The sequence below is a fragment of the Enterobacter cloacae complex sp. IR5412 genome, from assembly GCF_049237385.1.
GTDB classification, from domain to species: domain Bacteria; phylum Pseudomonadota; class Gammaproteobacteria; order Enterobacterales; family Enterobacteriaceae; genus Enterobacter; species Enterobacter intestinihominis.
Window position 1 is genome coordinate 129,902 of record NZ_JBMKHQ010000011.1, and the last position, 25,646, is coordinate 155,547.

The window sequence follows — 25,646 nt, forward strand, 5'->3', positions numbered from 1 at the left end:
AGGCGTTAAAGTTTTTTGGCTTTTTCCACGGCTTCTTCGATGGAACCAACCATGTAGAACGCCTGCTCTGGCAGGTGATCGTATTCGCCTTCCATGATGCCTTTAAAGCCACGGATGGTGTCTTTCAGGGAAACGTATTTACCTGGAGAACCGGTGAATACTTCCGCAACGAAGAACGGCTGGGACAGGAAGCGCTGGATCTTACGCGCACGTGCTACCACCAGTTTGTCTTCTTCAGACAGTTCATCCATACCCAGGATGGCGATGATGTCTTTCAGTTCCTGGTAACGTTGCAGCAGGGACTGTACGCCACGCGCGGTGTCGTAGTGTTCCTGGCCAACAACCAGTGGATCCAGCTGACGGCTGGTAGAGTCCAGCGGGTCAACGGCCGGGTAGATACCCAGAGACGCGATCTGACGGCTCAGTACCACGGTTGCATCTAAGTGAGCAAAGGTGGTGGCTGGAGATGGGTCAGTCAAGTCATCCGCAGGTACGTATACCGCCTGAACGGAGGTGATAGAACCAGTTTTGGTAGAGGTGATACGTTCCTGAAGAACACCCATCTCTTCCGCAAGCGTAGGCTGATAACCTACCGCTGAAGGCATACGACCCAGCAGTGCAGATACTTCAGTACCGGCCAGGGTGTAACGGTAGATGTTATCAACGAACAGCAGAACGTCACGGCCTTCGTCACGGAACTTCTCAGCCATCGTCAGGCCAGTCAGCGCAACGCGCAGACGGTTTCCTGGTGGCTCGTTCATCTGGCCGTAAACCAGGGATACTTTATCCAGAACGTTGGAGTCGGTCATTTCGTGGTAGAAGTCGTTACCCTCACGAGTACGTTCACCAACACCCGCAAACACGGAGTAACCGGAGTGCTCGATCGCGATGTTACGGATCAGCTCCATCATGTTTACGGTTTTACCTACACCCGCACCACCAAACAGACCAACTTTACCACCCTTCGCGAACGGGCACATCAGGTCGATAACTTTGATGCCGGTTTCCAGCAGTTCCTGAGAGCTGGACAGCTCTTCGTAGGAAGGTGCCGCGCGGTGGATAGCCCAACGCTCTTCTTCACCGATGTCGCCTTTCATGTCGATTGGTTGACCCAATACGTTCATGATACGACCCAGTGTTGCTTTACCTACCGGGACTTCGATCGGGTGCTCAAGGTCTTTCACTTCCAGACCACGACGCAGACCGTCGGAAGAACCCATGGCGATGGTACGCACGATACCGCCGCCGAGCTGCTGCTGAACTTCCAGCACCAGGCTCTCGTTACCATTTTGTACCTCAAGCGCGTCGTACACGCGTGGTACGGCGTCCTGAGGGAACTCGACGTCCACCACGGCGCCGATTACCTGGACAATCTTTCCAGTAGCCATCTTGAATCCTCTACGTAATTCGTAAACCTGGTTAAACCGCGGCGGCCCCCGAGACGATCTCGGTGAGTTCCTGAGTAATGCTGGCCTGACGAGCTTTGTTGTAAACCAACTGCAGCTCTTTAATCAGGCTGCCGCCATTATCGGTCGCGGCTTTCATCGCCACCATTCGTGCGGCCTGCTCGCTGGCCAGGTTTTCTACAACGCCCTGATAAACCTGAGATTCAACGTAACGACGCAGCAGGGTATCCAGCAGCGGTTTCGGATCGGGTTCATACAGGTAATCCCAGGCTTTCTGTTTCAGCTCGTCATCTTCTGATGCCGGTAACGGCAGCATCTGAGTGAGCGTAGGCACCTGAGACATGGTGTTAATAAATTTGTTGCTGACAACGTACAGTCTGTCCAGACGGCCTTCATCGTAGGCCTGCAACATCACTTTAACCGGGCCGATCAGTTCGGACAGGGACGGGTTATCACCCATACCGGTCACCTGAGCGACAATGTTGCCACCAACGGAGTTAAAGAAAGAGACGCCTTTAGAGCCAATCAGTGCCAGATCGCACTGAACGCCTTTATCGGACCAGCCTTTCATATCCGCCAGCAGTTTTTTGAACAGGTTAATGTTCAAGCCGCCACACAGACCACGGTCAGTCGACACCACCAGGTAGCCCACGCGCTTAACGTCGCGTTCTTCCAGGTAAGGGTGCTTATATTCCAGATTACCGTTTGCAAGGTGACCAATCACTTTGCGCATGGTCTCTGCATAAGGACGGCTGGCCGCCATGCGATCCTGCGATTTACGCATTTTGGAAGCGGCGACCATCTCCATCGCTTTAGTGATCTTTTGCGTGTTCTGGACGCTTGCGATCTTACTACGTATCTCTTTTGCGCCGGCCATGAGCTTCTCCTCAATGCCAGACGGCTTGTCCTGAGACAAGCCGCCGGACGATTACCAGGATTGGGTTGCTTTGAAGGAATCGAGGATAGCTTTCAGCTTGCCTTCGATTTCGTCGTTATAGCCACCGGTCTGGTTGATCTCTTGCATCAGCGGAGCGTGATCACGGTCGACGTAAGCCAGCAGAGCGGCTTCGAAGCTACCGATTTTCGCCAGTTCCACATCTTCGAGGTAACCGCGTTCAGCCGCGAACAGTACCAGGCCCTGCTGAGCAACAGACATTGGCGCGTACTGTTTCTGCTTCAGCAGCTCGGTCACTTTCTGACCGTGGCTCAGCTGTTTACGGGTTGCTTCGTCCAGATCGGATGCGAACTGAGAGAACGCAGCCAGTTCACGATACTGTGCCAGCGCGGTACGGATACCACCGGACAGTTTCTTGATGATCTTGGTCTGAGCAGCACCACCCACACGGGATACGGAGATACCCGGGTTAACCGCCGGACGAATACCGGAGTTAAACAGGTTGGTTTCCAGGAAGATCTGACCATCGGTAATGGAGATTACGTTGGTCGGAACGAACGCAGAAACGTCACCCGCCTGGGTTTCAATGATCGGCAGAGCGGTCAGAGAACCTGTTTTACCCTTCACTTCACCTTTGGTGAAGTTCTCGACGTATTCCGCATTAACGCGGGAAGCACGCTCCAGCAGACGAGAGTGGAGGTAGAATACGTCGCCCGGGAATGCTTCACGTCCTGGTGGACGACGGAGCAGCAGGGAAACCTGACGATAAGCAACAGCCTGTTTAGACAGGTCATCGTATACGATCAGCGCATCTTCACCGCGGTCACGGAAGTATTCGCCCATTGCGCAACCAGCGTATGGTGCCAGGTATTGCAGTGCAGCAGATTCAGACGCGGTAGCTACCACAACGATGGTGTTAGACAGTGCGCCGTGCTCTTCCAGTTTACGAACCACGTTGGAAATGGTGGACGCTTTCTGGCCGATAGCCACGTACACACATTTGATGCCGGAATCACGCTGGTTGATGATGGCGTCGATTGCCATCGCGGTTTTACCGGTCTGACGGTCACCGATGATCAGTTCACGCTGACCACGACCGATTGGGATCATGGCATCAACGGACTTATAACCCGTCTGCACTGGCTGATCAACGGACTGACGGTCGATAACGCCTGGTGCGATAACTTCGATTGGAGAGAAGCCATCGTGCTCAACCGGACCTTTACCGTCGATTGGCGCACCCAGGGTGTTAACAACGCGACCCAGCAGGCCACGGCCAACCGGCACTTCCAGAATACGGCCAGTACACTTAACCTTCATGCCTTCGGCAAGGTCAGCGTATGGACCCATCACAACGGCACCTACGGAGTCGCGCTCCAGGTTCAGTGCGATAGCGTAACGGTTACCCGGCAGGGAAATCATCTCACCCTGCATACAATCGGCCAGGCCGTGGATGCGGATAACACCGTCACTTACAGAAACAATAGTACCTTCGTTGTGAGCTTCACTCACAACACTGAACTGAGCAATGCGCTGCTTGATCAGTTCGCTGATTTCGGTGGAATTCAGTTGCATGCTCCAGTCCCCTTAAGACTGCAAGACGTCTGCAAGGCGCTCAAGACGGCCGCGTACGCTGCCATCAATGACCATATCACCCGAACGGATGATTACGCCTGCCATTACAGACTTATCGATTTTGCAATTCAGCTTAACTTTGCGTGACAGACGTTTTTCCATCGCGGCGGTGATTTTCGCAAGCTGTTCATCACTCAGTTCAGTCGCGGAAGTTACTTCAACTTCAGCGGTAGCTTCACTAAGGGCACGTAAGTGCTCAAACTGCTCGAGAACATCCGGGAGCACACGGAGACGACCATTTTCCGCCATCACCTTAATCAGGTTCTGGCCGTTGGCATCCAGTTGCTCTCCGCACACGGCGATAAACGACGCGGCGAGGGTTTCAGGCGCTAACGCACCAGAAAGCAACTCGGCCATTTGTTCGTTTTTCGTCACCTCAGCGGCAAACGCCAGCATATTCTGCCAGCGATCGACATTTTGGTGTTCGACAGCAAAGTCAAAAGCTGCTTTGGCGTAGGGGCGAGCTACCGTAACAAATTCAGACATCAGCCCCTCCCTCCTTACAGTTCAGCGACAAGTTTGTCCACGATGTCGCTGTTAGCAGCTTCATCCACGGAACGTTCGATGATCTTCTCGGCGCCAGCAACAGCCAGAATCGCAACCTGCTTACGCAGTTCTTCACGAGCACGTTTACGCTCAGCTTCAATTTCAGCCTGAGCCTGTGTCACGATCTTAGTACGTTCCTGTTCTGCTTCAGCTTTGGCTTCGTCCAGGATCTGAGAACGGCGTTTGTTAGCCTGTTCAATGATTACCTGAGCTTCAGCTTTCGCTTTTTTCAGCTGGTCTGTCGCGTTGGCCTGTGCAAGGTCCAAATCTTTCTTAGCGCGTTCTGCGGAAGCCAGACCGTCAGCAATTTCTTTCTGACGTTTTTCGATGGCAGCCATTAAAGGCGGCCATACATACTTCATACAGAACCAGACAAAGAGAATAAACGCGATGGCCTGGCCGAGGATTGTTGCGTTCATGTTCACAGCACAATACCTCTTAAATTTCTGTGGCTTGGGGTTTTAAAACAACTACTACGCGACAGCAAACATCACGTACAGACCCAGACCTACAGCGATCATTGGGATTGCATCCACCAGACCCATAACGATAAAGAACTGAGTACGCAGCAGAGGAATCAGATCAGGTTGACGCGCTGCGCCTTCCAGGAATTTGCCCCCGAGGATGCCGATACCGATCGCAGCACCGATAGCCGCCAGACCCATCATCACAGCGGCAGCCATGTACAGCAGATCCATATTCAGGTTTTCCATGACAGTCTCCAGTTTGTTTCAATTAAAACGTAGTAGTGTTGGTAAAAAATCAGTGCTCTTCAGACGCCATCGACAGATAGACGATCGTCAGAACCATGAAGATAAAGGCTTGCAGCGTAATGATCAGGATGTGGAAAATGGCCCATGGCACATTCAGAATCCACTGTGACCACCACGGCAGAAGACCCGCGATCAGAATGAAAATCAGCTCACCCGCATACATGTTGCCGAACAGTCGCAGACCCAGTGAAACAGGTTTGGACAGCAGGCTAACGCCTTCCAGGATCAGGTTGACCGGAATAAACGCCCAGTGGTTGAACGGCTGCAAGGTAAGCTCTTTCACAAAGCCGCTTACGCCTTTCATTTTGATGCTGTAGAAAAGAATCAGGATAAATACGCCCAGCGCCATCGACAGGGTGATGTTCACGTCGGCAGACGGAACCACGCGCAGGGCAGGCAGACCGAAGACATGCTCGCCGATCCACGGAAGGAAATCGATAGGCAGAAGGTCCATCAGGTTCATCAGGAAGACCCAAACGAACACGGTCAGGGCCAGCGGAGCAATCAGCTTGCTCTTACCATGGTACATGTCTTTGACGCTGCCATGGACGAAGCCGATGATCATCTCGATGAACGTCTGGAATTTCCCTGGAACACCGCTGGTCGCTCGTTTAGCAACACCGCGGAACATGGCCAGGAACAGAAGACCCAAAACCACCGAGAAGAACATGGAGTCGATGTTGATCGTCCAGAAGGTGGCCGGGGGGTTATGTGGATCCACCAGCGAGAATGTACGCAGGTCCAGCTGAAGGTTATTCAGATGGTGACCTATGTAATCCTGCGGCGTCATATTTTCTGAAGCCATGATGCCTTTTACCCTTTGTTATTGATTACAGCTGGAGCCAGAACTTGTACCACCAGCACCAAAACCCACGTTGCTATCAGCGGCATGAATACCACTTTCAAAACCGCCAGCGCCATCACCAGTAGAGCAAAGGTCAGCAACACCTTACACACTTCGCCGAGAGCGAAGGACCAGGCCACGCGGCCTTTGGCGGGTGTATGCGCCTGATGACGCCAGGCAAAAATCATAAACAACACGTTTGGCAGAACCACCGCCAAACCTCCGCACGCGGCGGAGATGCCCCAGAAGGGGTCTTTGAGGCTAAACAGCAGTCCACTTGCTATCACAGCCAGAAACTGAATGAACAGAAGCTTACGAGCAACGTTTCTACTCAAGAGCGACACAGACATCACGTTTTTACTCCTGCTCCCTTCGAGGTATGCCGCGTGTCGTATAAAACGTCCTTTAAGGCTCAGAGTCAAGCATCAAAAAGCGGTCAAATTATACGGTGCGTACCCGTGATTTCAAACATTAAGTAGCGAAAAGGTGAATAAATGTTTAAATATTTTTCCCCAGTCCTATTTTTCAACTTTTGAACTCAGTGCCAACCTTCAGGCAAAACTGCAAACAGCGCGGAAACGTTGGTGATAAAGCGTGCACGAGATCACAAAATACACATTTGCGATAAAGTGGTATTTATCAAAGACGTAAAACGATTTATTTCATCCGTTTGAAATTAAAGCAAAAAAATCGCAACTATTTTTAAAACAGAGCCGTATACAACAAAAACCTTTTATTGACATTCTTAATAAATATTTAACATTTCATTCTTGTTGCCTTTACCCACTTTTAGCAGGCTGATATTTTCATGGTTGACTATCTTCAGGGTGAACGAATCACTTCAGGTTAACCATAAGAAAATCCATGGTGACAACAAGGTTAAATTAACTACGGCCAAATCAGACTGGATGTGCTGCTTTTTAACACCATCAGAACAGCACAAATTCCACATTTTTTATTAATTTTTTAAAATGTGTTTGGCTTAATTATCACCAGATGACGCTCACCTTCGAGCTGAGGGATCTGGAGTTTTTCAATGGATTCCACTGCAAAACCGTCCGGAAGCTGCTCTATTTCGTCCCCCGGAAGTTGCCCTTTCAGCGCATAAAAACGGCCCTTATCCGCCGGCAGGTGTTTGCACCAGCTCACCATGTCATTGAGTGAGGCAAACGCGCGGCTGATAACGCCGTCAAACGGTGGCTCTGCCGGGAACTCCTCTACCCTGCTCTGCACGGGCGTGATGTTTTCCAGCTTCAGCTCATGCTGAACCTGTCGTAAAAAGCGTACGCGCTTGCCCAGACTGTCCAGCAGCGTGAAATGACTCTCCGGTCGAACAATAGACAACGGAACGCCCGGCAAGCCCGGACCGGTGCCCACGTCGATAAAACGTTCACCGGTAAGATACGGCGCCACAACGATGCTATCGAGAATATGGCGAATCAGCATCTCGTTGGGATCGCGTACGGAGGTGAGGTTGTACGCTTTATTCCATTTGTTCAGCATATCGACATAGGCCACCAGCTGATTTTTCTGGTGATCGGTGAGCGAAATACCTGCCTGTTCCAGCAGACGAGAGAGTTTATTGAGCACGGTGGATACCTGTTGAGAGTTTTTTTGCCCGGTGGCGCTGCCGCTTACCGGGCCTACGAATAAGTAGGGCGGGTCAGCGAAGCGCCACCCGCCAAAAGCAATGTCAATTACGCGCTGCGGCGCAGCATACCCTGCTTTTTCAGCCACACCAGCAGAATCGAAATCGCGGCAGGTGTGACGCCGGAGATACGTGAGGCCTGGCCAATCGACACAGGTTTGTGATCGTTCAGCTTAGCGATCACTTCGTTGGAAAGCCCCGTCACCTGACGATAGTCCAGCATTTCCGGCAGCAGCGTATTTTCGTTGCGCTGCTGTTTTTCGATCTCATCCTGCTGACGCGCGATGTAACCTTCGTATTTCACCTGAATCTCGACCTGTTCAGCCGCTTCAGCGTCTTCAAGGCCCGGTGCGAACGCGGTCAGTTTGACCAGATTCTCGTAGGTGACTTCAGGACGGCGCAGCAGATCTTCACCACTGGCTTCGCGCGAAAGCGGCGCAGTTAAGTGAGCGTTCACTTCAGCAGCAGTTTCCGCCTGCGGATTCACCCAGGTGGTTTTCAGGCGCTGACGTTCCTGTTCGATACGCTCCAGCTTCTCGTTGAAGCGCGCCCAGCGTTCGTCATCCACCAGACCCAATTCGCGGCCCACCTCGGTCAGACGCAGATCGGCATTGTCTTCGCGCAGCATCAGGCGATATTCCGCACGAGAAGTAAACATGCGGTACGGTTCTTTGGTCCCCAGCGTGCAGAGATCGTCGACCAGAACACCCAGGTAAGCCTGAGAACGCGCCGGTGCCCAGCCCTCTTTCTCGGCAGAGAAGCGGGCTGCGTTCAGACCGGCCAGCAGCCCTTGTGCGGCAGCTTCTTCGTACCCGGTGGTGCCGTTAATCTGGCCTGCGAAGAACAGACCCTGGATGAATTTGCTTTCCAGCGTCGGCTTCAGGTCACGCGGATCGAAGAAATCGTACTCAATAGCGTAGCCAGGACGAACGATCTTCGCGTTTTCCATCCCCTGCATTGAACGCACAATCTGCATCTGCACATCGAACGGCAGGCTGGTGGAGATGCCGTTCGGGTAAATTTCGTTCGAGGTCAGCCCTTCAGGTTCGAGGAAGATCTGATGCTGGTTACGATCGGCAAAGCGCATCACTTTATCTTCGATCGACGGGCAATAACGTGGGCCGATCCCTTCGATCACGCCGGCGTACATTGGGCTGCGATCGAGGTTGCTGCGGATCACGTCATGGGTTTTTTCATTGGTGTGCGTGATGTAGCACGGCACCTGCTGCGGATGTTGCGCCGCATTGCCCATGAACGAGAATACCGGCATCGGGTTATCACCGTGCTGCTGTGCCAGAACGCTGAAATCAATGGTACGCGCATCAATTCGCGGCGGCGTACCGGTTTTCAGGCGGCTTACGCGCAGCGGCAGCTCACGAAGACGACGAGACAGCGGAATCGACGGCGGATCGCCCGCACGGCCACCGCTGTAGTTGTCCAGACCAATATGGATTTTACCGTCCAGGAATGTCCCGACCGTCAGCACCACCGCTTTTGCGCGGAACTTGAGACCCATCTGGGTCACGGCGCCAACAACACGATCGTTTTCCACGATAAGATCTTCTACAGCCTGCTGGAAGATCATCAGGTTCGGTTGGTTTTCCAGCGCGGTGCGCACAGCCTGACGGTAAAGCACGCGGTCTGCCTGTGCACGGGTGGCGCGAACAGCCGGACCTTTACTCGCGTTTAGTATCCTAAACTGGATGCCCGCATGATCGATCGCTTTCGCCATCAGGCCGCCAAGTGCATCCACTTCTTTTACCAGGTGTCCTTTCCCAATGCCGCCAATCGCCGGATTACAGGACATTTGTCCCAGCGTGTCGATATTGTGTGTCAAAAGCAGGGTCTGCTGACCCATTCGCGCTGCGGCCATTGCGGCCTCAGTGCCTGCGTGACCCCCGCCAATGATGATGACGTCAAAAGGATCCTGATAAAACATGGTGGTCTGCCTCGCGTAAAGCGGTATGAAAATGGATTGAAGCCCGGGCCGTGGATTCTACTCAACTTTAGTCTTTCGAGAAAGCATTGGGATCCTGGGCTATTAAAAAGAAGATCTTTTTATTTAGAGATCTGTTCTATTGTGATCTCTTATTAGGATCGCAGACCTTTGTGGATAAGTCCGATCCCATAAATAAGATCATGCAGTTAGGAAGGATCGTTTGCTGTGAATGATCGGTGATCCTGGACCGTATAAGCTGGGATCAGATCGCCACTTTATACACAGGTCAAAAACTAAACTAACGTTGTTCTTTGGATAACTACGGGTTAATACGAGCTTTTAACCAGAGTTATCCACATCTGATCGCACGATCTTTAATCGTTTTTGAGTAAATTTTTCCATTCCGCGAGCCAGATCTCAGCTGGATCTTCGGGAATATCATGATCGAGGATGTTGATCTTCAGTGTTTCACCCAGCTGTTTTGCTCCGCAGGCGGTCACCGCAGCTTCTACTTTCTCTATGGCGCCACAGAAAGTGTCATATTCACGGCTGCCGATCCCTACAGCGCCAAACCGGACGTTTGCCAGATCGGGCTGTTGTTCCAGCAGTTCGTCATATAAAGGTTGCAGGTTATCTGGCAGATCGCCCGCGCCGTGCGTGGAGGTGATCAGCAGCCAGACCCCGTCAGTCGGGAGATCTTCCAGCAGCGGTCCGTGCAGCGTTTGTGTAGAAAAGCCCGCGTCTTCCAGCTTCTCAGCCAGATGTTCCGCTACATATTCCGCACCGCCCAGGGTGCTGCCGCTGATAAGAGTAATGTCCGCCATTGATCGCTCGCTCAGATAAAGAGGCGGCCATTGTACGCTGTGAACGAGCTGGGATCTACCTGTGGAAAATGTGGGAATGAAATTGCCCGATCACGGGCGGATAGTACGCATGATCGGGTTTTGCAGGGAGATCAGGGTTTCGGTGGACTGAATTTCATCGATTGTTTGGATCTTGTTGATAAGTACCTGCTGGAGGGCGTCGATGGATCGGCACATGACCTTTATAAAGATGCTGTAGTGCCCGGTGGTGTAGTACGCCTCAGTGACTTCATCCAGCGCGTTCAGCTTCTCCAGCGCGGAGGGGTAATCTTTGGCGCTTTTCAGAATAATGCCAATGAAGCAGCAGACGTCGTAGCCGAGTTGCTTCGGGCTGACATCAATGCGTGCGCCGGTGATGATCCCGGCCTGCTTCATTTTCTCTACGCGAACGTGAATGGTCCCCGGGCTGACGCCAAATTGTTTCGCCAGTTCGGCATACGCGGTGCGTGCGTTGGCCATGAGCGCTTCCAGAATGCCGCGGTCCAGATTGTCGATCTGATAATTTTCCATAGGTTTTTCTTATGAAGATTAATGATTCCTTCTATTCTAGCGTCTTATTTTAACGAATCAAAAGTGAAGGTGGCTTTTTGTTGATGGGTTATTGAATTAAGCGCCTGTTCTGTTGCTTAATCAGTATCAACAGGACGCAGGAGTATAAATAATGAAAACCGCTTACATCGCAAAACAACGCCAGATCAGTTTCGTTAAATCCCATTTTTCTCGCCAGCTGGAAGAGAAGCTTGGCCTTATTGAAGTGCAGGCGCCGATTCTGAGCCGCGTGGGTGACGGGACGCAGGATAACTTGTCTGGTTGCGAAAAAGCGGTACAGGTAAAAGTGAAAACACTGCCAGACGCCCAGTTCGAAGTGGTTCACTCCCTGGCGAAGTGGAAGCGTCAAACCCTGGGACAACACGACTTCAGCGCGGGCGAAGGGCTTTACACGCATATGAAAGCCCTTCGCCCCGATGAAGACCGCCTCTCCCCCATTCACTCTGTCTACGTTGACCAGTGGGACTGGGAGCGCGTAATGGGTGACGGCGAGCGTCACGTCGGTACGCTGAAATCTACCGTTGAGGCGATCTACGCCGGGATCAAAGCGACCGAAGCGGCCGTGAGCAAAGAGTTTGGTCTGGCACCGTTCCTGCCGGAAACGATCCACTTTGTTCACAGTCAGGAGTTGCTGAGCCGTTTCCCGGATCTGGATGCCAAAGGCCGTGAACGCGCGATCGCCAACGAGCTGGGCGCAGTATTCCTGATCGGCATTGGCGGGAAATTGTCTGATGGTAAACGTCACGACGTCCGTGCGCCGGATTACGATGACTGGAGCACCGTGGGCGAGAGCGAATATGCCGGTCTGAACGGCGATATTCTGGTCTGGAACCCGGTTCTGGAAGATGCGTTTGAACTCTCTTCGATGGGGATCCGCGTGGATGCTGAAGCACTGAAGCGTCAGCTGGCCGTGACCGGTGATGAAGATCGTCTGCAACTGGAGTGGCACCAGGCGCTGCTGCGCGGTGAAATGCCGCAGACCATCGGCGGTGGTATTGGCCAGTCTCGTCTGACCATGCTGCTGTTGCAACTGTCCCATATCGGTCAGGTACAGTGTGGGGTCTGGCCGCAGCAGGTACGTGAGAGCGTCGGTTCTCTTCTTTAATTAACGTCGCCAGCGTCTGAGCAGGCGGCTACGCAACCCGGTATCAAAGCGCCAGATGTGATCGAAGATGCGCATGATGCCGGGTTTTCCATGTGCAGACATCGCCACGGCATGGAAGCGGTGCTGATGCATGCGCTGCATCTCCTTCACTTTATTCACGACGTCGTCCGGCAGCCGCTGGGCAATAAAATCGGAAATCACCACCGCATCCGCGTCGTACCAGTCTCCGCCCTGCATGCGCTCAATGATGCTGCGAAAACAGCTGGCCAGATCGGTGCCGCCGCGAAAGCGCTGGCTTAAAAAGCGGATCGCCTGCTCCAGCCCCTGTGGGCTGGTCAGTTCATACCCCACCACTTCGCTGGAAAATAACATGATGTAGCAGCGACGACGATCGGCGAGCGCCACGCGCATCAGAGCCAGGCAGAACGCTTTTGCACACTGCTCGTTAAATCCCCCCATCGATCCGGACGTATCTACGCAAACAATGAATGGACCGCGCGGTTGCTCATCAAAGTCCTGATGCACCACCGGGCGCTGGCTGATTTTTTCGCGCCAGGCTTCGCCATGCAACCGATAGGTAAGAAGCTGTTTTTCCACCAGACGGCGATAAAACTCATACTCCAGTTCGGTCATTCCCAGCGTGCTGAGTTCCGTAGGCAACAGGCGCAGGATATCATCGCTTTGCTGTAAGCCGTCCACCTGCTCCGGTACGGTGGACGGCTCGCGTACCAGCGTACGGAAGGTTTCCATCGGCGCATCTTTCTTTGGAACTGACCTGGCCTCCCGGGAACGACCAAGCTGTTCTGCAAGCTTCATCAGCTCCGGCTGTTGTGCCAGAAAGTCGCCGTACTTCACGATCAACTGATAATCGCCACGTTTTAACTGACCGGCACTCATATCCCAGAGTCGACCGGCGGCGTTTTCATTCTCCACCAGCACCTGTTCTAGCTGGCCGCTTAACGTCATCCGCTCCTGAACTTCGCTTAACAGCTGTTCGCGCTCTTCGTCCAGCAACTGCTGGTTGAGAGAGGTGGCCTGAACGACAAGACTGAGCCGCCAGCGCTGTAAAAACAGCGTATGCAGGGCGGGAGTAAAGCTGGGGTTGTCCGTGACCAGCGCTCTGGCCTGGCTGGCAAACGGGGAGTGAACGTTATCTAGCAGCGTCAGGGTTTGCTGTAGCTGGGCAATAAACTGCGGCGTTGAAAGCCGCTGGCACTGCTGGTAACCAGCCACTTCCTCTGTCAGTTCCGGCGGGACTTCCGTCTCCTTAAACCGCTGGCGCAGGTTATCGCGCCAGCGGGGAAGATCGTCCGTCATTGCTTTTCTGAGCTTCGGAAATTTTTCAAAGAAGGCCGCCAGCTGCGGTGAAGCGAGCAGGGTAATGACGACCTCTTCGATCAACCCTTCCTCGCTAACCGCCAGCATGACGTTAAGCGTGTCCAGCGTTAGCATTGACGCGCCTGTTTAATCTGCGCGCTGACATCCTGCAAGCTGGCTTCAATGCGACCTAACCAGTCGCTATGGATAAAGAGGCATTTCTGCTGCTCGCTGAAGCGCGTGTGCTGCTGATGCCATTCGTTATCCAGCGCTTCGAGCTGCTGTTTGATCTCCTCCGGAAGACTGTCAGAGGCCGTGCCCGGCAGCGCCAGGCGCGATCCCTGAAGGCTGACGTCGCGGATCACAAGGTGCTGGCTGCTGTCGACTTCCATCGACAGCGGCTGTGCAAAGCCGATACCGTTGAGTTTACCGCGGATCTCGCCGCCCTTATCCAGCCACTGAACCAGCGCAACGCGTTCGATCGTCACGTGCACCACCTGCATATCATGAAGCTTCAGCGGCTGCTGAAGAAGAAGCGTGAGCGAGGCGTCAGTCAGCTCGGCTGGCAGTTCATAGTGCGGTTTACGGGCAAACATCCCGCCAAGACGGTTCACCTTCAGCGCGGTTTTGTCACTTTGCTGCTGCTGAAGCTGAAGACGACGTTGGGCAATCGCCCCCAGTTGATTAAGCATGGATTGCTGACCCCACGCGTGCCCGGTCATCAAAACGTCCAGCTGCTGCTGCATCAGATTCATCCCTTCTGCGTCGTGCCACAGACAGTCTTTCAGCAGGATCAGATCGATGGGGGCGACAGCATCGCGGCCGCTGAACAGGGCGCTTGCCTGAAGCAGACGAATGGCTTTTTTCCAGCGACGGTCGGAGACGTACGGCGCGGAGGGCAATAAATCAAGCTGCTGGCGCAGCATGAAGATCAGCTCAAAGACGGCATCGGGCAGCTTAATTTTGCCTATCTCTTCCTGCCACTGGTCATACTCTTCGTCCGTGACCTGTAATGATGGTGCCACCGGATTTTCGTTTTCGTCCTGCTGGCTTACCAGCATTGAGCGGAAGTTCGATTTGTCCTGGACTTTATCCAGCCACAGGCGGATCAGCATGCGGTCATACAGCGCTTCCAGGCTGCTGTCGGCTTCGGGAAGTTCGTTAGACGCGGCCACCAGCAACCGCATGGGGATCTTCTCTTCGCTCGCGCCGTTGCGGAAGCGGCGTTCGTTGATTGCCGTCAGCAGGGTATTCAGAATGGCCGGGCCGGCTTTCCAGATCTCATCAAGAAAGACGATTTCCGCTTCCGGGAGATAGCCCGCCGTCAGACGTTCATAGCGTCCCTCATCTTTTAACGCCTGAATGGAGAGCGGGCCGAAAACTTCTTCCGGCGTGGAGAAGCGCGTCATCAAATACTCGAATGCGCGAGCGTTCTGGAAAGCGAATTTGAGGCGGCGTGCGATCAGACTTTTGGCAATGCCCGGCGGACCCAGCAGAAACACGCTTTCCCCGCTCAGCGCCGCCAGTAAACAGAGGCGAATGGCGTGGCTACGCTCGTAAAGGCCTTTCTCCAGCGCACTGCTGAGGCGGGAAATTCTTTCTGCTAATAAATGTGAGTGAGCCATAATAGTTTTGCATCCTTTCGCCGTCGTGGCGGCTAATTGAAGCGAGTATAGACGTTTCGGTCTGGCCTGGTAATAGGCTGAAGTGCGGCGCTATTTTCTTTGCGCTACATTAATGCGGCTGCATTTAGGGGTACGATTTTGCATTGAATCGTGCATACTGTGCGCTTTTTGTGGGCCAAGGGACTAAGCACACATTTGTTATTCAAACGAAAAGACTAGTCTATGAGCACTGATAATAAGCAATCATTACCCGCAGTAACGCTTGCAGCGATCGGGGTTGTCTACGGTGATATCGGCACCAGCCCGCTTTATACGCTTCGTGAATGTTTGTCCGGTCAGTTTGGTTTTGGTGTAGAGCGTGACGCCGTATTTGGTTTCCTCTCGCTCATCTTCTGGCTGCTGATCCTGGTGGTCTCCCTTAAGTATCTCTCTTTCGTTATGCGGGCTGATAACGCGGGCGAGGGCGGTATTCTGACCCTGATGTCCCTTGCTGGGCGCAATACGTCTGCAAGAATGACCTCCGTGCTGGTCATCATTGGCCTGATTGGCGGCAGCTTCTTCTATGGGGAAGTCGTGATTACGCCAGCGATTTCGGTGATGTCGGCCATAGAGGGGCTGGAGATTGTCGCGCCTCAGCTTGATACGTGGGTGGTGCCACTCGCTATTATCGTGCTGACGTTGCTGTTTGCTATACAAAAACACGGTACCGGGCTGGTGGGTAAGCTGTTCGCGCCTATTATGCTGGCCTGGTTCCTGATCCTGGCGGCGCTGGGCTTACGCAGTATTATTGCCAACCCGGATGTCCTGCACGCGCTGAACCCAATGTGGGCGGTGCATTTCTTCCTGGAATATAAAGTGGTGTCGTTTGTGGCGCTGGGCGCGGTAGTGCTTTCCATTACCGGTGTTGAAGCGCTGTATGCAGATATGGGCCACTTCGGGAAACTCCCAATTCGCGTCGCCTGGTTTAGCGTTGTTCTGCCTTCACTGGTGCTGAATTACTTCGGCCAGGGCGCGCTGCTGCTTGCCCATCCTGAAGCGATTAAAAACCCGTTCTTCCTGCTGGCGCCGGACTGGGCGCTGGTTCCGATGCTGATCCTGGCGACGCTGGCGACGGTCATTGCCTCTCAGGCTGTTATTTCCGGCGTATTCTCCCTGACGCGTCAGGCCGTGCGTTTGGGTTATCTCTCCCCAATGCGCATTATCCATACCTCTGAGATGGAGTCAGGCCAGATCTACATTCCGTTCGTCAACTGGCTGCTCTATTTCGCGGTGGTGATTGTTATCGTCAGCTTCGAGCACTCCAGTAACCTGGCGGCGGCGTACGGTATCGCGGTAACCGGAACGATGGTGTTGACCTCTATTCTCTCCACCACCGTGGCGTACCGTAACTGGCACTGGAATAAGTTCCTCGTGGGGCTGATCCTGGTTGGCTTCCTCTGTATCGACGTACCGCTGTTCTCTGCGAACCTCGATAAGATTGTCTCCGGTGGCTGGCTGCCGCTGACGCTGGGTCTGGTGATGTTCATCGTGATGACGACGTGGAAGAGCGAACGTTTCCGCCTGCTGCGTCGTATGCATGAGCACGGTAATTCTCTGGAGGCGATGATCGCCTCGCTGGAGAAATCCCCGCCGGTGCGTGTGCCGGGTACGGCGGTGTATATGTCTCGTGCGCTGAACGTGATCCCGTTTGCGCTGATGCATAACCTTAAGCACAACAAAGTGTTGCACGAGCGCGTGATCCTGCTGACGCTGCGTACCGAAGATGCGCCGTATGTTCACAACGTGCGACGCGTACAGATTGAGCAGCTGTCGCCAACCTTCTGGCGCGTGGTGGCAAGCTACGGCTGGCGCGAAACGCCGAACGTGGAAGAGGTCTTCCACCGCTGCGGTCTGGAAGGGTTGAGTTGCCGCATGATGGAGACATCGTTCTTTATGTCCCACGAGTCGCTGATCATCGGCAAGCGCCCTTGGTATCTGCGCCTGCGCGGCAAGCTGTATCTCATCCTGCAACGTAACGCCCTGCGTGCGCCTGACCAGTTTGAGATCCCGCCCAATCGCGTGATTGAGCTGGGGACGCAGGTCGAGATTTAAGTCCTTTTAAAAAATGCCGGGTGGCGCTGCGCTTACCCGGCCTACCAGATCCTCAACATACCCGCCAAAATCACCTCAATATTTCACTTAGCGAAACGTTTCGACGCCGATCACAAATCCGTTACGTCATGATGGTTTTCTGAACACTTCTGCGGCTACACTGTTTTTAGCGAAACGTTTCGCTAGTGGAGCAAAAAATGAAGAAAGGCACAGTACTCAACTCAGAAATATCATCGGTAATTTCCCGTCTTGGGCATACCGATACGCTGGTGGTTTGCGATGCAGGCTTACCGGTTCCGCGCAGCACAACCCGTATCGATATGGCGTTAACGCAGGGCGTACCCTCGTTCATGCAGGTACTGGAAGTCGTGACGGCGGAGATGCAGGTTGAGGCGGCCATTCTCGCGGCGGAAATCAAACAACTTAATCCGCAACTCCACGAAACGTTGCTCAGCCACATTGAGCAACTGCAACAGCACCAGGGAAACACCATAGAAATTCGTTACACAACGCACGAGCAGTTCAAACAACAAACCGCAGACAGTCAGGCGGTGATTCGCAGCGGGGAGTGTTCCCCGTATGCGAATATCATTCTCTGTGCTGGCGTCACCTTCTGAGGCCATCATGGACGCATTACTGCAACTCAAAGGGATCGATAAGTCGTTCCCGGGCGTTAAAGCCCTCTCCGGCGCGGCGCTGAACGTCTATTCCGGGCGCGTAATGGCGCTGGTGGGCGAAAACGGCGCCGGTAAATCCACCATGATGAAAGTGCTGACCGGGATCTATCAACGCGATGCCGGTTCGCTGCTGTGGCTGGGTAAAGAGACCACCTTCAACGGCCCGAAATCCTCTCAGGAAGCGGGCATTGGCATCATCCACCAGGAGCTGAACCTGATCCCGCAGCTCACCATTGCGGAGAACATCTTCCTCGGCCGTGAGTTCGTGAACCGGTTTGGCAAAATCGACTGGAAAACCATGTATGCCGAAGCGGACAAACTGCTGGCGAAGCTGAATCTGCGCTTTAAGAGCGACCGACTGGTGGGCGACCTTTCCATCGGCGATCAGCAGATGGTGGAGATCGCGAAGGTGCTGAGCTTCGAGTCGAAGGTCATCATTATGGATGAACCGACCGACGCCCTGACCGATACCGAAACCGAATCCCTCTTCCGCGTGATCCGTGAGTTGAAATCCCAGGGGCGCGGCATTGTCTATATCTCTCACCGCATGAAAGAAATTTTCGAGATCTGCGACGACGTCACCGTCTTCCGCGACGGGCAGTTCATTGCCGAGCGTGAAGTGGCCACGCTGACCGAAGATTCGCTGATTGAAATGATGGTGGGACGTAAGCTCGAAGACCAGTATCCGCGTCTGGACAAAGCGCCAGGAGAGATCCGCCTGAAGGTGGATAACCTCTGCGGGCCGGGTGTGGATGACGTCTCCTTTACCCTGCGCAAGGGCGAGATCCTTGGCGTCGCGGGCCTGATGGGCGCGGGACGTACCGAACTGATGAAAGTGCTCTATGGCGCACTGCCGCGCACCAGCGGCTACGTTACCCTTGACGGCCATGAGGTGGTCACCCGCTCGCCGCAGGATGGCCTGGCGAACGGCATTGTCTATATCTCCGAAGACCGTAAGCGTGACGGCTTAGTGCTGGGCATGTCGGTAAAAGAGAACATGTCCCTGACCGCGCTACGCTATTTCAGCCGCAGCGGCGGCAGCCTGAAACACAAAGATGAGCAGCAGGCGGTCAGCGATTTTATCCGTCTCTTTAACGTTAAAACCCCATCGATGGAGCAGGCGATTGGCCTGTTGTCCGGCGGTAATCAGCAGAAAGTGGCGATTGCCCGCGGGTTGATGACGCGCCCGAAAGTACTGATCCTCGATGAGCCAACTCGCGGCGTTGACGTGGGCGCGAAAAAAGAGATCTATCAGCTGATTAACCAGTTCAAGGCCGACGGTCTGAGCATCATTCTGGTCTCTTCCGAGATGCCAGAAGTATTAGGCATGAGCGATCGCATTATCGTCATGCATGAAGGGCATCTCGGTGGTGAATTCACTCGCGAGCAGGCCACCCAGGAAGTTCTGATGGCTGCCGCTGTGGGCAAGCTTAATCGCGTGAATCAGGAGTAAGAAGATGACTACCCAGGCTGTTTCTGGTCGCCGCTATTTCACAAAGGCATGGCTGATGGAACAAAAATCGCTGATTGCCCTGCTGGTGCTGATCGCGATTGTCTCGACCATGAGCCCGAACTTTTTTACCGTCAATAACCTGTTCAACATTCTTCAGCAGACCTCCGTCAACGCCATTATGGCGGTGGGGATGACGCTGGTGATTTTGACCTCGGGTATCGATCTGTCCGTCGGTTCCCTGCTGGCGCTCACCGGTGCGATTGCCGCGTCGATTGTCGGTATTGAGGTCAACGCGCTGGTGGCCGTTGCTGCTGCGCTGGCGGCAGGTGCGGCAATTGGCGCGGTAACCGGCGTGATTGTGGCAAAAGGCCGCGTACAGGCGTTTATTGCCACGCTGGTGATGATGCTGCTGCTGCGCGGCGTCACCATGGTGTACACCAACGGTAGCCCGGTGAATACCGGCTTTACCGAAAACGCCGATCTATTTGGTTGGTTTGGTATCGGACGCCCTCTGGGTATCCCGACGCCAGTCTGGATCATGGCTATCGTCTTCCTGGCGGCATGGTACATGCTGCATCATACCCGTCTGGGTCGTTATATTTATGCGCTGGGCGGTAACGAATCGGCAACGCGTCTGTCCGGTATTAGCGTCAACAAAGTTAAAATTATCGTTTACTCCCTGTGCGGTCTGCTGGCATCTCTGGCGGGCATCATCGAAGTGGCGCGCCTCTCTTCCGCGCAGCCAACGGCGGGTACGGGCTATGAGCTGGATGCCATCGCGGCAGTGGTTCTGGGTGGTACGAGCCTTGCGGGCGGTAAAGGTCGCATTGTTGGGACATTGATCGGCGCACTGATCCTCGGTTTCCTGAATAATGGTTTGAATTTGTTAGGTGTTTCCTCCTATTACCAGATGATCGTTAAGGCAGTGGTGATTTTGCTGGCGGTACTGGTAGACAACAAAAAACAGTAACTGACGACACTACAGGACATCTTAGATATGAACATGAAAAAACTGGCTACCCTGGTTTCTGCTGTCGCGCTGAGCGCAACCGTAAGTGCTAACGCCATGGCGAAGGACACCATCGCGCTGGTTGTCTCTACCCTGAACAACCCGTTCTTCGTCTCCCTGAAGGATGGCGCGCAGAAAGAAGCAGACAAACTGGGTTACAACCTGGTGGTGCTGGATTCTCAGAACAACCCGGCGAAAGAGCTGGCTAACGTTCAGGACTTAACCGTTCGTGGTACCAAAATCCTGCTGATCAACCCAACCGATTCCGACGCGGTCGGTAACGCCGTGAAGATGGCAAACCAGGCGAAGATCCCGGTAATCACCCTGGACCGTCAGGCGACCAAAGGCGACGTTGTTAGCCATATTGCGTCTGATAACGTACTGGGCGGCAAAATCGCCGGTGACTACATCGCGAAGAAAGCAGGTGAAGGCGCGAAAGTGATCGAGTTGCAGGGTATCGCCGGGACTTCCGCGGCCCGTGAACGTGGTGAAGGTTTCCAGCAGGCTGTAGCGGCGCACAAATTTAACGTGCTGGCGAGCCAGCCGGCAGACTTCGACCGTACAAAGGGTCTGAACGTCATGCAGAACCTGCTGACCGCGCATCCTGATGTGCAGGCGGTATTTGCACAGAACGACGAAATGGCGCTCGGTGCGCTGCGTGCGCTCCAGACTGCGGGTAAATCAGATGTGATGGTTGTCGGATTTGACGGCACGCCGGATGGTGAAAAAGCAGTAAATGATGGCAAACTGGCTGCGACCATTGCTCAGCTGCCTGAGCAGATTGGCGCGACTGGCGTGCAAACTGCCGATAAAGTGCTGAAGGGCGAAAAAGTTCAGGCCAAATATCCTGTTGACCTGAAACTGGTCATTAAGCAGTAAAAGCGATTCAGGCAGTCGCTGGCTGCCTGAGGGACACCAAATAAAAGAAAAGTGTGGCATACGCCACCGGGTAATACCGGTGGCGCTCTCAGATGGACACCTCAATACATGAAAACCGCAGGCAACCTCGTCGTCCTTGGCAGTATCAATGCCGATCACATTCTTAACCTTGAAACGTTCCCCACTCCGGGCGAAACCGTCACCGGCAATCAGTATCAGGTCGCGTTCGGCGGTAAGGGTGCAAACCAGGCAGTTGCCGCCGGACGCAGCGGGGCAAATATCGCGTTTATCGCCTGTACGGGTGATGACGATACCGGCGAGCGCGTACGCAAACAGCTGGCAAGCGACAAAATCGACATCGCACCCGTCAGCGTGGTTGCAGGGGAATCTACCGGCGTGGCGCTGATTTTTGTCAATGCGGAAGGTGAGAATGTCATCGGTATTCATGCGGGGGCTAATGCCGCGTTAACGACTGAACGCGTCGAAGCGCAGCGTGGGATCATCGCCGGAGCGGAAGCTCTGCTGATGCAGCTAGAGTCACCGGTTGAAAGCGTGCTGGCCGCTGCGAAAATTGCGCATGAAAATCATACGTCTGTCGTACTTAACCCGGCGCCTGCCCGTGTATTATCAGACGAGCTGCTGGCGCTGGTGGATATCATCACCCCGAACGAAACCGAAGCGGAAAAGCTGACGGGTATCCGTGTCGAAAATGATGACGATGCCGCGCGTGCCGCGCTTGCGCTGCATGATAAAGGCATCGGCACCGTGATCATCACCCTCGGCAGCCGTGGGGTGTGGGCTAGCGTCAATGGCGAAGGCCGTCGCGTACCGGGCTTTAAGGTCAAAGCCATTGATACCATCGCCGCAGGTGACACCTTCAACGGTGCGCTGGTAACGGCGCTGCTGGAAGGAAAAGCAATGGATGACGCGATTCGCTTCGCGCATGCCGCCGCCGCGATTGCGGTGACGCGTAAAGGCGCTCAGCCTTCTGTTCCATGGCGTAAAGAGATTGATGAATTCTTAAGTCAGCAGGGGTAACGCTTGGCCACAATGAAAGATGTCGCCCGTATGGCGGGCGTTTCTACCTCGACTGTCTCCCACGTTATCAATAAGGATCGCTTCGTCAGCGAGGCGATTCGGGAGAAAGTTGACGCTGCAATTAAAGAACTCAACTATGCGCCGTCTGCGCTGGCCCGCAGCCTGAAGCTTAACCAGACGCGCACCATCGGCATGCTGATCACCGCCAGTACCAACCCTTTTTATTCTGAACTGGTGCGCGGCGTGGAGCGCAGCTGCTTCGAGCGCGGCTACAGCCTGGTGCTGTGCAATACCGAAGGCGATGAGCAGCGCATGAACCGAAACCTGGAGACGCTGATGCAAAAACGCGTCGACGGGCTGCTGCTGCTCTGTACCGAAACGCATCAACCCTCGAAAGAGATTATCCAGCGCTACCCTTCTATTCCTACGGTCATGATGGACTGGGCGCCGTTCGACGGCACCAGCGATCTGATCCAGGATAACTCGCTGCTGGGTGGCGATATGGCGACTCAGCATTTGATCGACAAAGGTCATACCCGCATTGCCTGTATTACCGGCCCGCTGGATAAAACCCCGGCGCGCTTGCGTCTGGAAGGCTATCTTTCGGCCATGGAACGGGCGGGGCTTGCCATTCCTGATGGCTATCGCATCACCGGCGATTTCGAATTTAATGGTGGATTTGAAGCTATGCAGAAACTGCTGGCGCAAGAGCCGCGCCCGCAGGCGGTGTTTATCGGTAACGATGCGATGGCATTCGGAGCTTATCAGGCGTTGTATCAGGCGGGATTACGTGTTCCGGACGACATGGCGATCGTCGGTTATGATGATATCGAACTGGCGCGCTACATGACGCCGCCGCTGACCACCATTCATCAGCCGAAGGATGAACTGGGTGAGCTGGCCATCGATGTGTTGATCCACCGCATGGCTCAGCCCACGCTGCAACAGCAACGTTTGCAGCTTACTCCTGTTCTGATGGAACGCGGTTCGGTTTAGCCTTATCTTTATGACGCTCTTTAATCAGGTTCCGGCCGTCTTTTGGTTTTAACAACATAAAGACCACCGCCGATACCACGGTAAGCGCGCCCATGGTGATAAAGGTATAGTGGAACTGCTCAACGGTATTTGTACCGTCAAACCCTTCATAAAACCGCAGTACCGCCGCGCTCACGGCAACCCCGAGGCTGATCGACAGCTGTTGAGTGACCGCCAGTACGCTGTTGCCGCTGCTGGCATTCTCGTCGGTGAGGTCCCCAAGGGTGATGGTGTTCATCGACGTAAACTGCGTCGACATGGCCATACCCAGCACAAACAGCGGCAGGATCAGCATCCAGATGGGTAACGCCGCAGATTGCAGGGAGAACTGCGCAATCATCAATCCAATAAATATCGTCACGCCAACCAGCGTCTTACGATAGCCAAACCAGCGCAGCACCTGCGTGACCGTCGATTTTGCCAGAATTGAGCCCATCGCTGTGGGGGCCATCATGCAGCCAGCAATCAGGGCCGGATAGCCGAAACCGACCTGGAGCATCAGCGGCATCAGGAACGGTACGCAGCCCGTGCCCAGACGCGAGGCAATATTGCCCGCGATCCCGACGGAAAACGTTCGGGTGTTAAACAGAGATAAAGAGATAAGCGGTGTCGGATGGCGACGCGCATGACGGATATATAGAAGGAACAGCAGAATACCGCTAAGAATAATGGCCAGCGCCAGCCACGTCGCTACGATTTTCTCGCCAAACAGCTCCATCCCGCTGGAGAACAGGACCAGGCTCAGGCCAAACAGGAAGAAGCCGCCCATATCGAAGCTGCGTCGTGGTGTGGTGAAGTTCGGCATATATTTGCGGGCATAGATTAGCCCTGCCACACCAATCGGAATATTAATCAGGAAGATCCAGTGCCAGCTTGCCCAGGTCACCAGTACGCCGCCGAGAACCGGGCCAAGTATCGGGCCGACCAGCCCCGGCATAGTCACAAAGTTGAGCACCGGGAGCAGTTCGCTGCGCGGATAGGCGCGCAATAACGCCAGACGCGCGACGGGCATCATCATCGCGCCGCCTATCCCCTGTAGAACGCGGAAGATAACCAGTTCCGTCAGAGAGGTAGAAAGGGCGCAAGCCAGAGAACCGAGGGTGAACAGCGTCACCGCCAGCATAAACACTTTGCGCGTGCCGAAACGATCGGCCAGCCAGCCGCTGACCGGAATGAGCATCGCCACCGTCAGGGTATAACTGATGATGGCGGATTGCATCGCCAGTGGGGAGCGGTTAAGGCTTTGGGCTATTGCGGGAAGGGCGGTATTGAGGATAGTGGCATCCAGTGCCTGCATAAAGAACGCCATGGCTGCAATCCACGGCAATCCGGCCATACTGCGTGCTTTTTTCTCTGTCATTTATTTACCTGCTGGTGGGTTGGCGCGGCCAGCAACGCCTGGCACGCACTCAGGGCTCGCTGCCCCTCGCTTTCCTGAATGGCATCGACTATCGCCTGATGCAGATCCAGCTTCACCACCTCATCCTGTGTGATAGAGGCAAAGTAAGTGTGGTACACAGAATGGAATAAAGAAGCAAAGGAGGTCAGGAAAGGATTTCCGCTCATATTATAGATATGTTCATGCCAGGCCATATCGACCTCTATCCAGCGCTCGCGGTTAAAGTGCTTTTTCAGATCCACCATCTCTTCCATAAAAGTATTGAGCTGCGCTTTTTGCTCTGCTGTGCCGAGCGTGGCGGCAAGCAGACAGGCCTGAGGCTCAAGACTGCTGCGCATGACCAGAAAGTGATCGACGACCTGATTAAAGTTATCTTCGGTCATCCACCAGGTGAGTAACTCCTGATCGAGAAAGTTCCAGTTCCCCTGAGGCATAACGCGGGTGCCAATGCGCGGGCGTGGAAGCACCATCCCTTTCGCCGTTAATGTTTTTACCGCTTCGCGAACGGCGGTACGGCTTACACCAAACTGATCCCCCAGCTCCATCTCGCTGGGCAGGATGCTACCTGGGGCATATTTACCCGCTAAGATCAGCTGAGCCAGCTTTTCTGCCAGCACATAGGACAGGTTTTTTTGAGCTGCCAGCTGTTGTGCGCTTAATGGCATCGCTTTTATTCCTTAAATATTGATGCGGCTAATTATGCCATCTCAGGGGTGATTGTGGTTGCAGATACATCAATTAGAACAATTTGTAGCTTGATCTCATCGCTTTTGGTGAAAAAAAACACGGTCAGAAACTTTTTTTAAATTACCTCTTGTCACTTCAGAAGAACTCCCTATAATGCGCCTCCACTGACACGGAACAACGGCACGCAAGCCGCCGGGTCAGCAGAGAAAAGCAAAATAAACGCTTGACTCTGA

24 protein-coding genes are annotated in these 25,646 nt (G+C 54.1%); 8 read left to right on the forward strand and 16 right to left on the reverse strand.

Going from position 1 to position 25,646, the window contains the following annotated elements; genetic code table 11:
• Positions 1 to 5: 5 nt before the first annotated feature.
• The 12 genes from atpD to asnC form a co-directional block, all read right to left on the reverse strand.
• Positions 6 to 1,388: a F0F1 ATP synthase subunit beta gene (atpD, locus tag ACOTX2_RS18505; RefSeq protein ID WP_003862362.1), complete on the reverse strand. Its 1,383-nt coding sequence runs from the start codon at positions 1,386 to 1,388 to the stop codon at positions 6 to 8.
• A 31-nt stretch (positions 1,389 to 1,419) separates the two neighbouring features.
• The gene (atpG, locus tag ACOTX2_RS18510) at positions 1,420 to 2,283 is read right to left on the reverse strand and encodes a F0F1 ATP synthase subunit gamma (protein WP_003862364.1); all 864 of its coding nucleotides are present in this window, start codon (positions 2,281 to 2,283) and stop codon (positions 1,420 to 1,422) included.
• Positions 2,284 to 2,334: 51 nt separating this feature from the next.
• Positions 2,335 to 3,876, reverse strand: a complete 1,542-nt coding sequence (gene atpA, locus ACOTX2_RS18515; RefSeq protein ID WP_006808751.1) for a F0F1 ATP synthase subunit alpha — start codon at positions 3,874 to 3,876, stop codon at positions 2,335 to 2,337.
• A gap of 12 nt (positions 3,877 to 3,888) precedes the next feature.
• A complete protein-coding gene (gene atpH, locus ACOTX2_RS18520) occupies positions 3,889 to 4,422 on the reverse strand; it encodes a F0F1 ATP synthase subunit delta (RefSeq protein ID WP_003862369.1) in 534 nt (177 codons plus the stop codon).
• A 14-nt stretch (positions 4,423 to 4,436) separates the two neighbouring features.
• Positions 4,437 to 4,907: a F0F1 ATP synthase subunit B gene (atpF, locus tag ACOTX2_RS18525; protein ID WP_003862370.1), complete on the reverse strand. Its 471-nt coding sequence runs from the start codon at positions 4,905 to 4,907 to the stop codon at positions 4,437 to 4,439.
• Between the two features lie 48 nt (positions 4,908 to 4,955).
• The gene (atpE, locus tag ACOTX2_RS18530) at positions 4,956 to 5,195 is read right to left on the reverse strand and encodes a F0F1 ATP synthase subunit C (protein WP_000429386.1); all 240 of its coding nucleotides are present in this window, start codon (positions 5,193 to 5,195) and stop codon (positions 4,956 to 4,958) included.
• A gap of 49 nt (positions 5,196 to 5,244) precedes the next feature.
• Positions 5,245 to 6,060: a F0F1 ATP synthase subunit A gene (atpB, locus tag ACOTX2_RS18535; protein ID WP_022649873.1), complete on the reverse strand. Its 816-nt coding sequence runs from the start codon at positions 6,058 to 6,060 to the stop codon at positions 5,245 to 5,247.
• 8 nt (positions 6,061 to 6,068) lie between these two features.
• Complete coding sequence (atpI, locus tag ACOTX2_RS18540; protein WP_003862375.1) at positions 6,069 to 6,449, reverse strand: F0F1 ATP synthase subunit I; 381 nt, start codon at positions 6,447 to 6,449, stop codon at positions 6,069 to 6,071.
• Between the two features lie 616 nt (positions 6,450 to 7,065).
• Positions 7,066 to 7,689, reverse strand: a complete 624-nt coding sequence (gene rsmG, locus ACOTX2_RS18545; protein ID WP_022649872.1) for a 16S rRNA (guanine(527)-N(7))-methyltransferase RsmG — start codon at positions 7,687 to 7,689, stop codon at positions 7,066 to 7,068.
• A 107-nt stretch (positions 7,690 to 7,796) separates the two neighbouring features.
• Positions 7,797 to 9,686: a tRNA uridine-5-carboxymethylaminomethyl(34) synthesis enzyme MnmG gene (gene mnmG, locus ACOTX2_RS18550; protein WP_022649871.1), complete on the reverse strand. Its 1,890-nt coding sequence runs from the start codon at positions 9,684 to 9,686 to the stop codon at positions 7,797 to 7,799.
• A gap of 374 nt (positions 9,687 to 10,060) precedes the next feature.
• Positions 10,061 to 10,510, reverse strand: coding sequence for an FMN-binding protein MioC (gene mioC / locus ACOTX2_RS18555; RefSeq protein ID WP_032626719.1), 450 nt, complete (start codon positions 10,508 to 10,510; stop codon positions 10,061 to 10,063).
• 90 nt (positions 10,511 to 10,600) lie between these two features.
• On the reverse strand, positions 10,601 to 11,059 hold the full coding sequence (gene asnC / locus ACOTX2_RS18560; protein ID WP_003862383.1) for a transcriptional regulator AsnC: 459 nt from the start codon (positions 11,057 to 11,059) through the stop codon (positions 10,601 to 10,603).
• Positions 11,060 to 11,210: 151 nt separating this feature from the next.
• Here asnC and asnA point away from each other — a divergent pair, with 151 nt between their 5' ends.
• Positions 11,211 to 12,203, forward strand: coding sequence for an aspartate--ammonia ligase (gene asnA / locus ACOTX2_RS18565; protein ID WP_063148210.1), 993 nt, complete (start codon positions 11,211 to 11,213; stop codon positions 12,201 to 12,203).
• On the opposite strand, the gene viaA is transcribed toward asnA, so the two are convergent.
• Both viaA and ravA read right to left on the reverse strand, forming a co-directional pair.
• On the reverse strand, positions 12,204 to 13,655 hold the full coding sequence (gene viaA, locus ACOTX2_RS18570; RefSeq protein WP_063843889.1) for an ATPase RavA stimulator ViaA: 1,452 nt from the start codon (positions 13,653 to 13,655) through the stop codon (positions 12,204 to 12,206). It abuts the gene before it with no gap.
• Positions 13,649 to 15,145 (reverse strand): ATPase RavA, encoded by a 1,497-nt coding sequence (gene ravA / locus ACOTX2_RS18575; RefSeq protein ID WP_022649869.1) that lies wholly within the window; start codon positions 15,143 to 15,145, stop codon positions 13,649 to 13,651. The genes viaA and ravA overlap by 7 nt, the downstream gene beginning before the upstream one ends.
• 222 nt (positions 15,146 to 15,367) lie before the next feature.
• On the opposite strand from ravA, the gene kup reads away from it, so the two are divergent.
• The 7 genes from kup to rbsR all read left to right on the forward strand — a co-directional run bounded on the left by kup (position 15,368) and on the right by rbsR (position 23,288).
• Complete coding sequence (gene kup / locus ACOTX2_RS18580) at positions 15,368 to 17,236, forward strand: low affinity potassium transporter Kup (protein ID WP_006808744.1); 1,869 nt, start codon at positions 15,368 to 15,370, stop codon at positions 17,234 to 17,236.
• 197 nt (positions 17,237 to 17,433) lie between these two features.
• Positions 17,434 to 17,853: a D-ribose pyranase gene (gene rbsD, locus ACOTX2_RS18585; RefSeq protein ID WP_063148212.1), complete on the forward strand. Its 420-nt coding sequence runs from the start codon at positions 17,434 to 17,436 to the stop codon at positions 17,851 to 17,853.
• Between the two features lie 7 nt (positions 17,854 to 17,860).
• A complete protein-coding gene (gene rbsA, locus ACOTX2_RS18590) occupies positions 17,861 to 19,366 on the forward strand; it encodes a ribose ABC transporter ATP-binding protein RbsA (protein ID WP_022649867.1) in 1,506 nt (501 codons plus the stop codon).
• Between the two features lie 4 nt (positions 19,367 to 19,370).
• A complete protein-coding gene (gene rbsC / locus ACOTX2_RS18595) occupies positions 19,371 to 20,336 on the forward strand; it encodes a ribose ABC transporter permease (RefSeq protein ID WP_022649866.1) in 966 nt (321 codons plus the stop codon).
• A 27-nt stretch (positions 20,337 to 20,363) separates the two neighbouring features.
• Positions 20,364 to 21,254, forward strand: coding sequence for a ribose ABC transporter substrate-binding protein RbsB (gene rbsB / locus ACOTX2_RS18600; protein WP_003862397.1), 891 nt, complete (start codon positions 20,364 to 20,366; stop codon positions 21,252 to 21,254).
• Positions 21,255 to 21,362: 108 nt separating this feature from the next.
• Positions 21,363 to 22,292 carry a ribokinase gene (gene rbsK / locus ACOTX2_RS18605; RefSeq protein WP_022649865.1) on the forward strand — a complete coding sequence of 310 codons (930 nt, stop codon included), beginning with the start codon at positions 21,363 to 21,365 and terminating at the stop codon, positions 22,290 to 22,292.
• A gap of 3 nt (positions 22,293 to 22,295) precedes the next feature.
• Positions 22,296 to 23,288: a ribose operon transcriptional repressor RbsR gene (gene rbsR, locus ACOTX2_RS18610; protein ID WP_072202236.1), complete on the forward strand. Its 993-nt coding sequence runs from the start codon at positions 22,296 to 22,298 to the stop codon at positions 23,286 to 23,288.
• On the opposite strand, the gene mdtD is transcribed toward rbsR, so the two are convergent.
• Entirely contained in the window at positions 23,254 to 24,687 is a 1,434-nt protein-coding gene (gene mdtD / locus ACOTX2_RS18615; RefSeq protein WP_022649863.1) for a multidrug transporter subunit MdtD, read from the reverse strand. The genes rbsR and mdtD overlap by 35 nt on opposite strands.
• Positions 24,684 to 25,391, reverse strand: coding sequence for a FadR/GntR family transcriptional regulator (locus ACOTX2_RS18620; RefSeq protein WP_022649862.1), 708 nt, complete (start codon positions 25,389 to 25,391; stop codon positions 24,684 to 24,686). The genes mdtD and ACOTX2_RS18620 overlap by 4 nt, the downstream gene beginning before the upstream one ends.
• Positions 25,392 to 25,646: the final 255 nt, after the last annotated feature.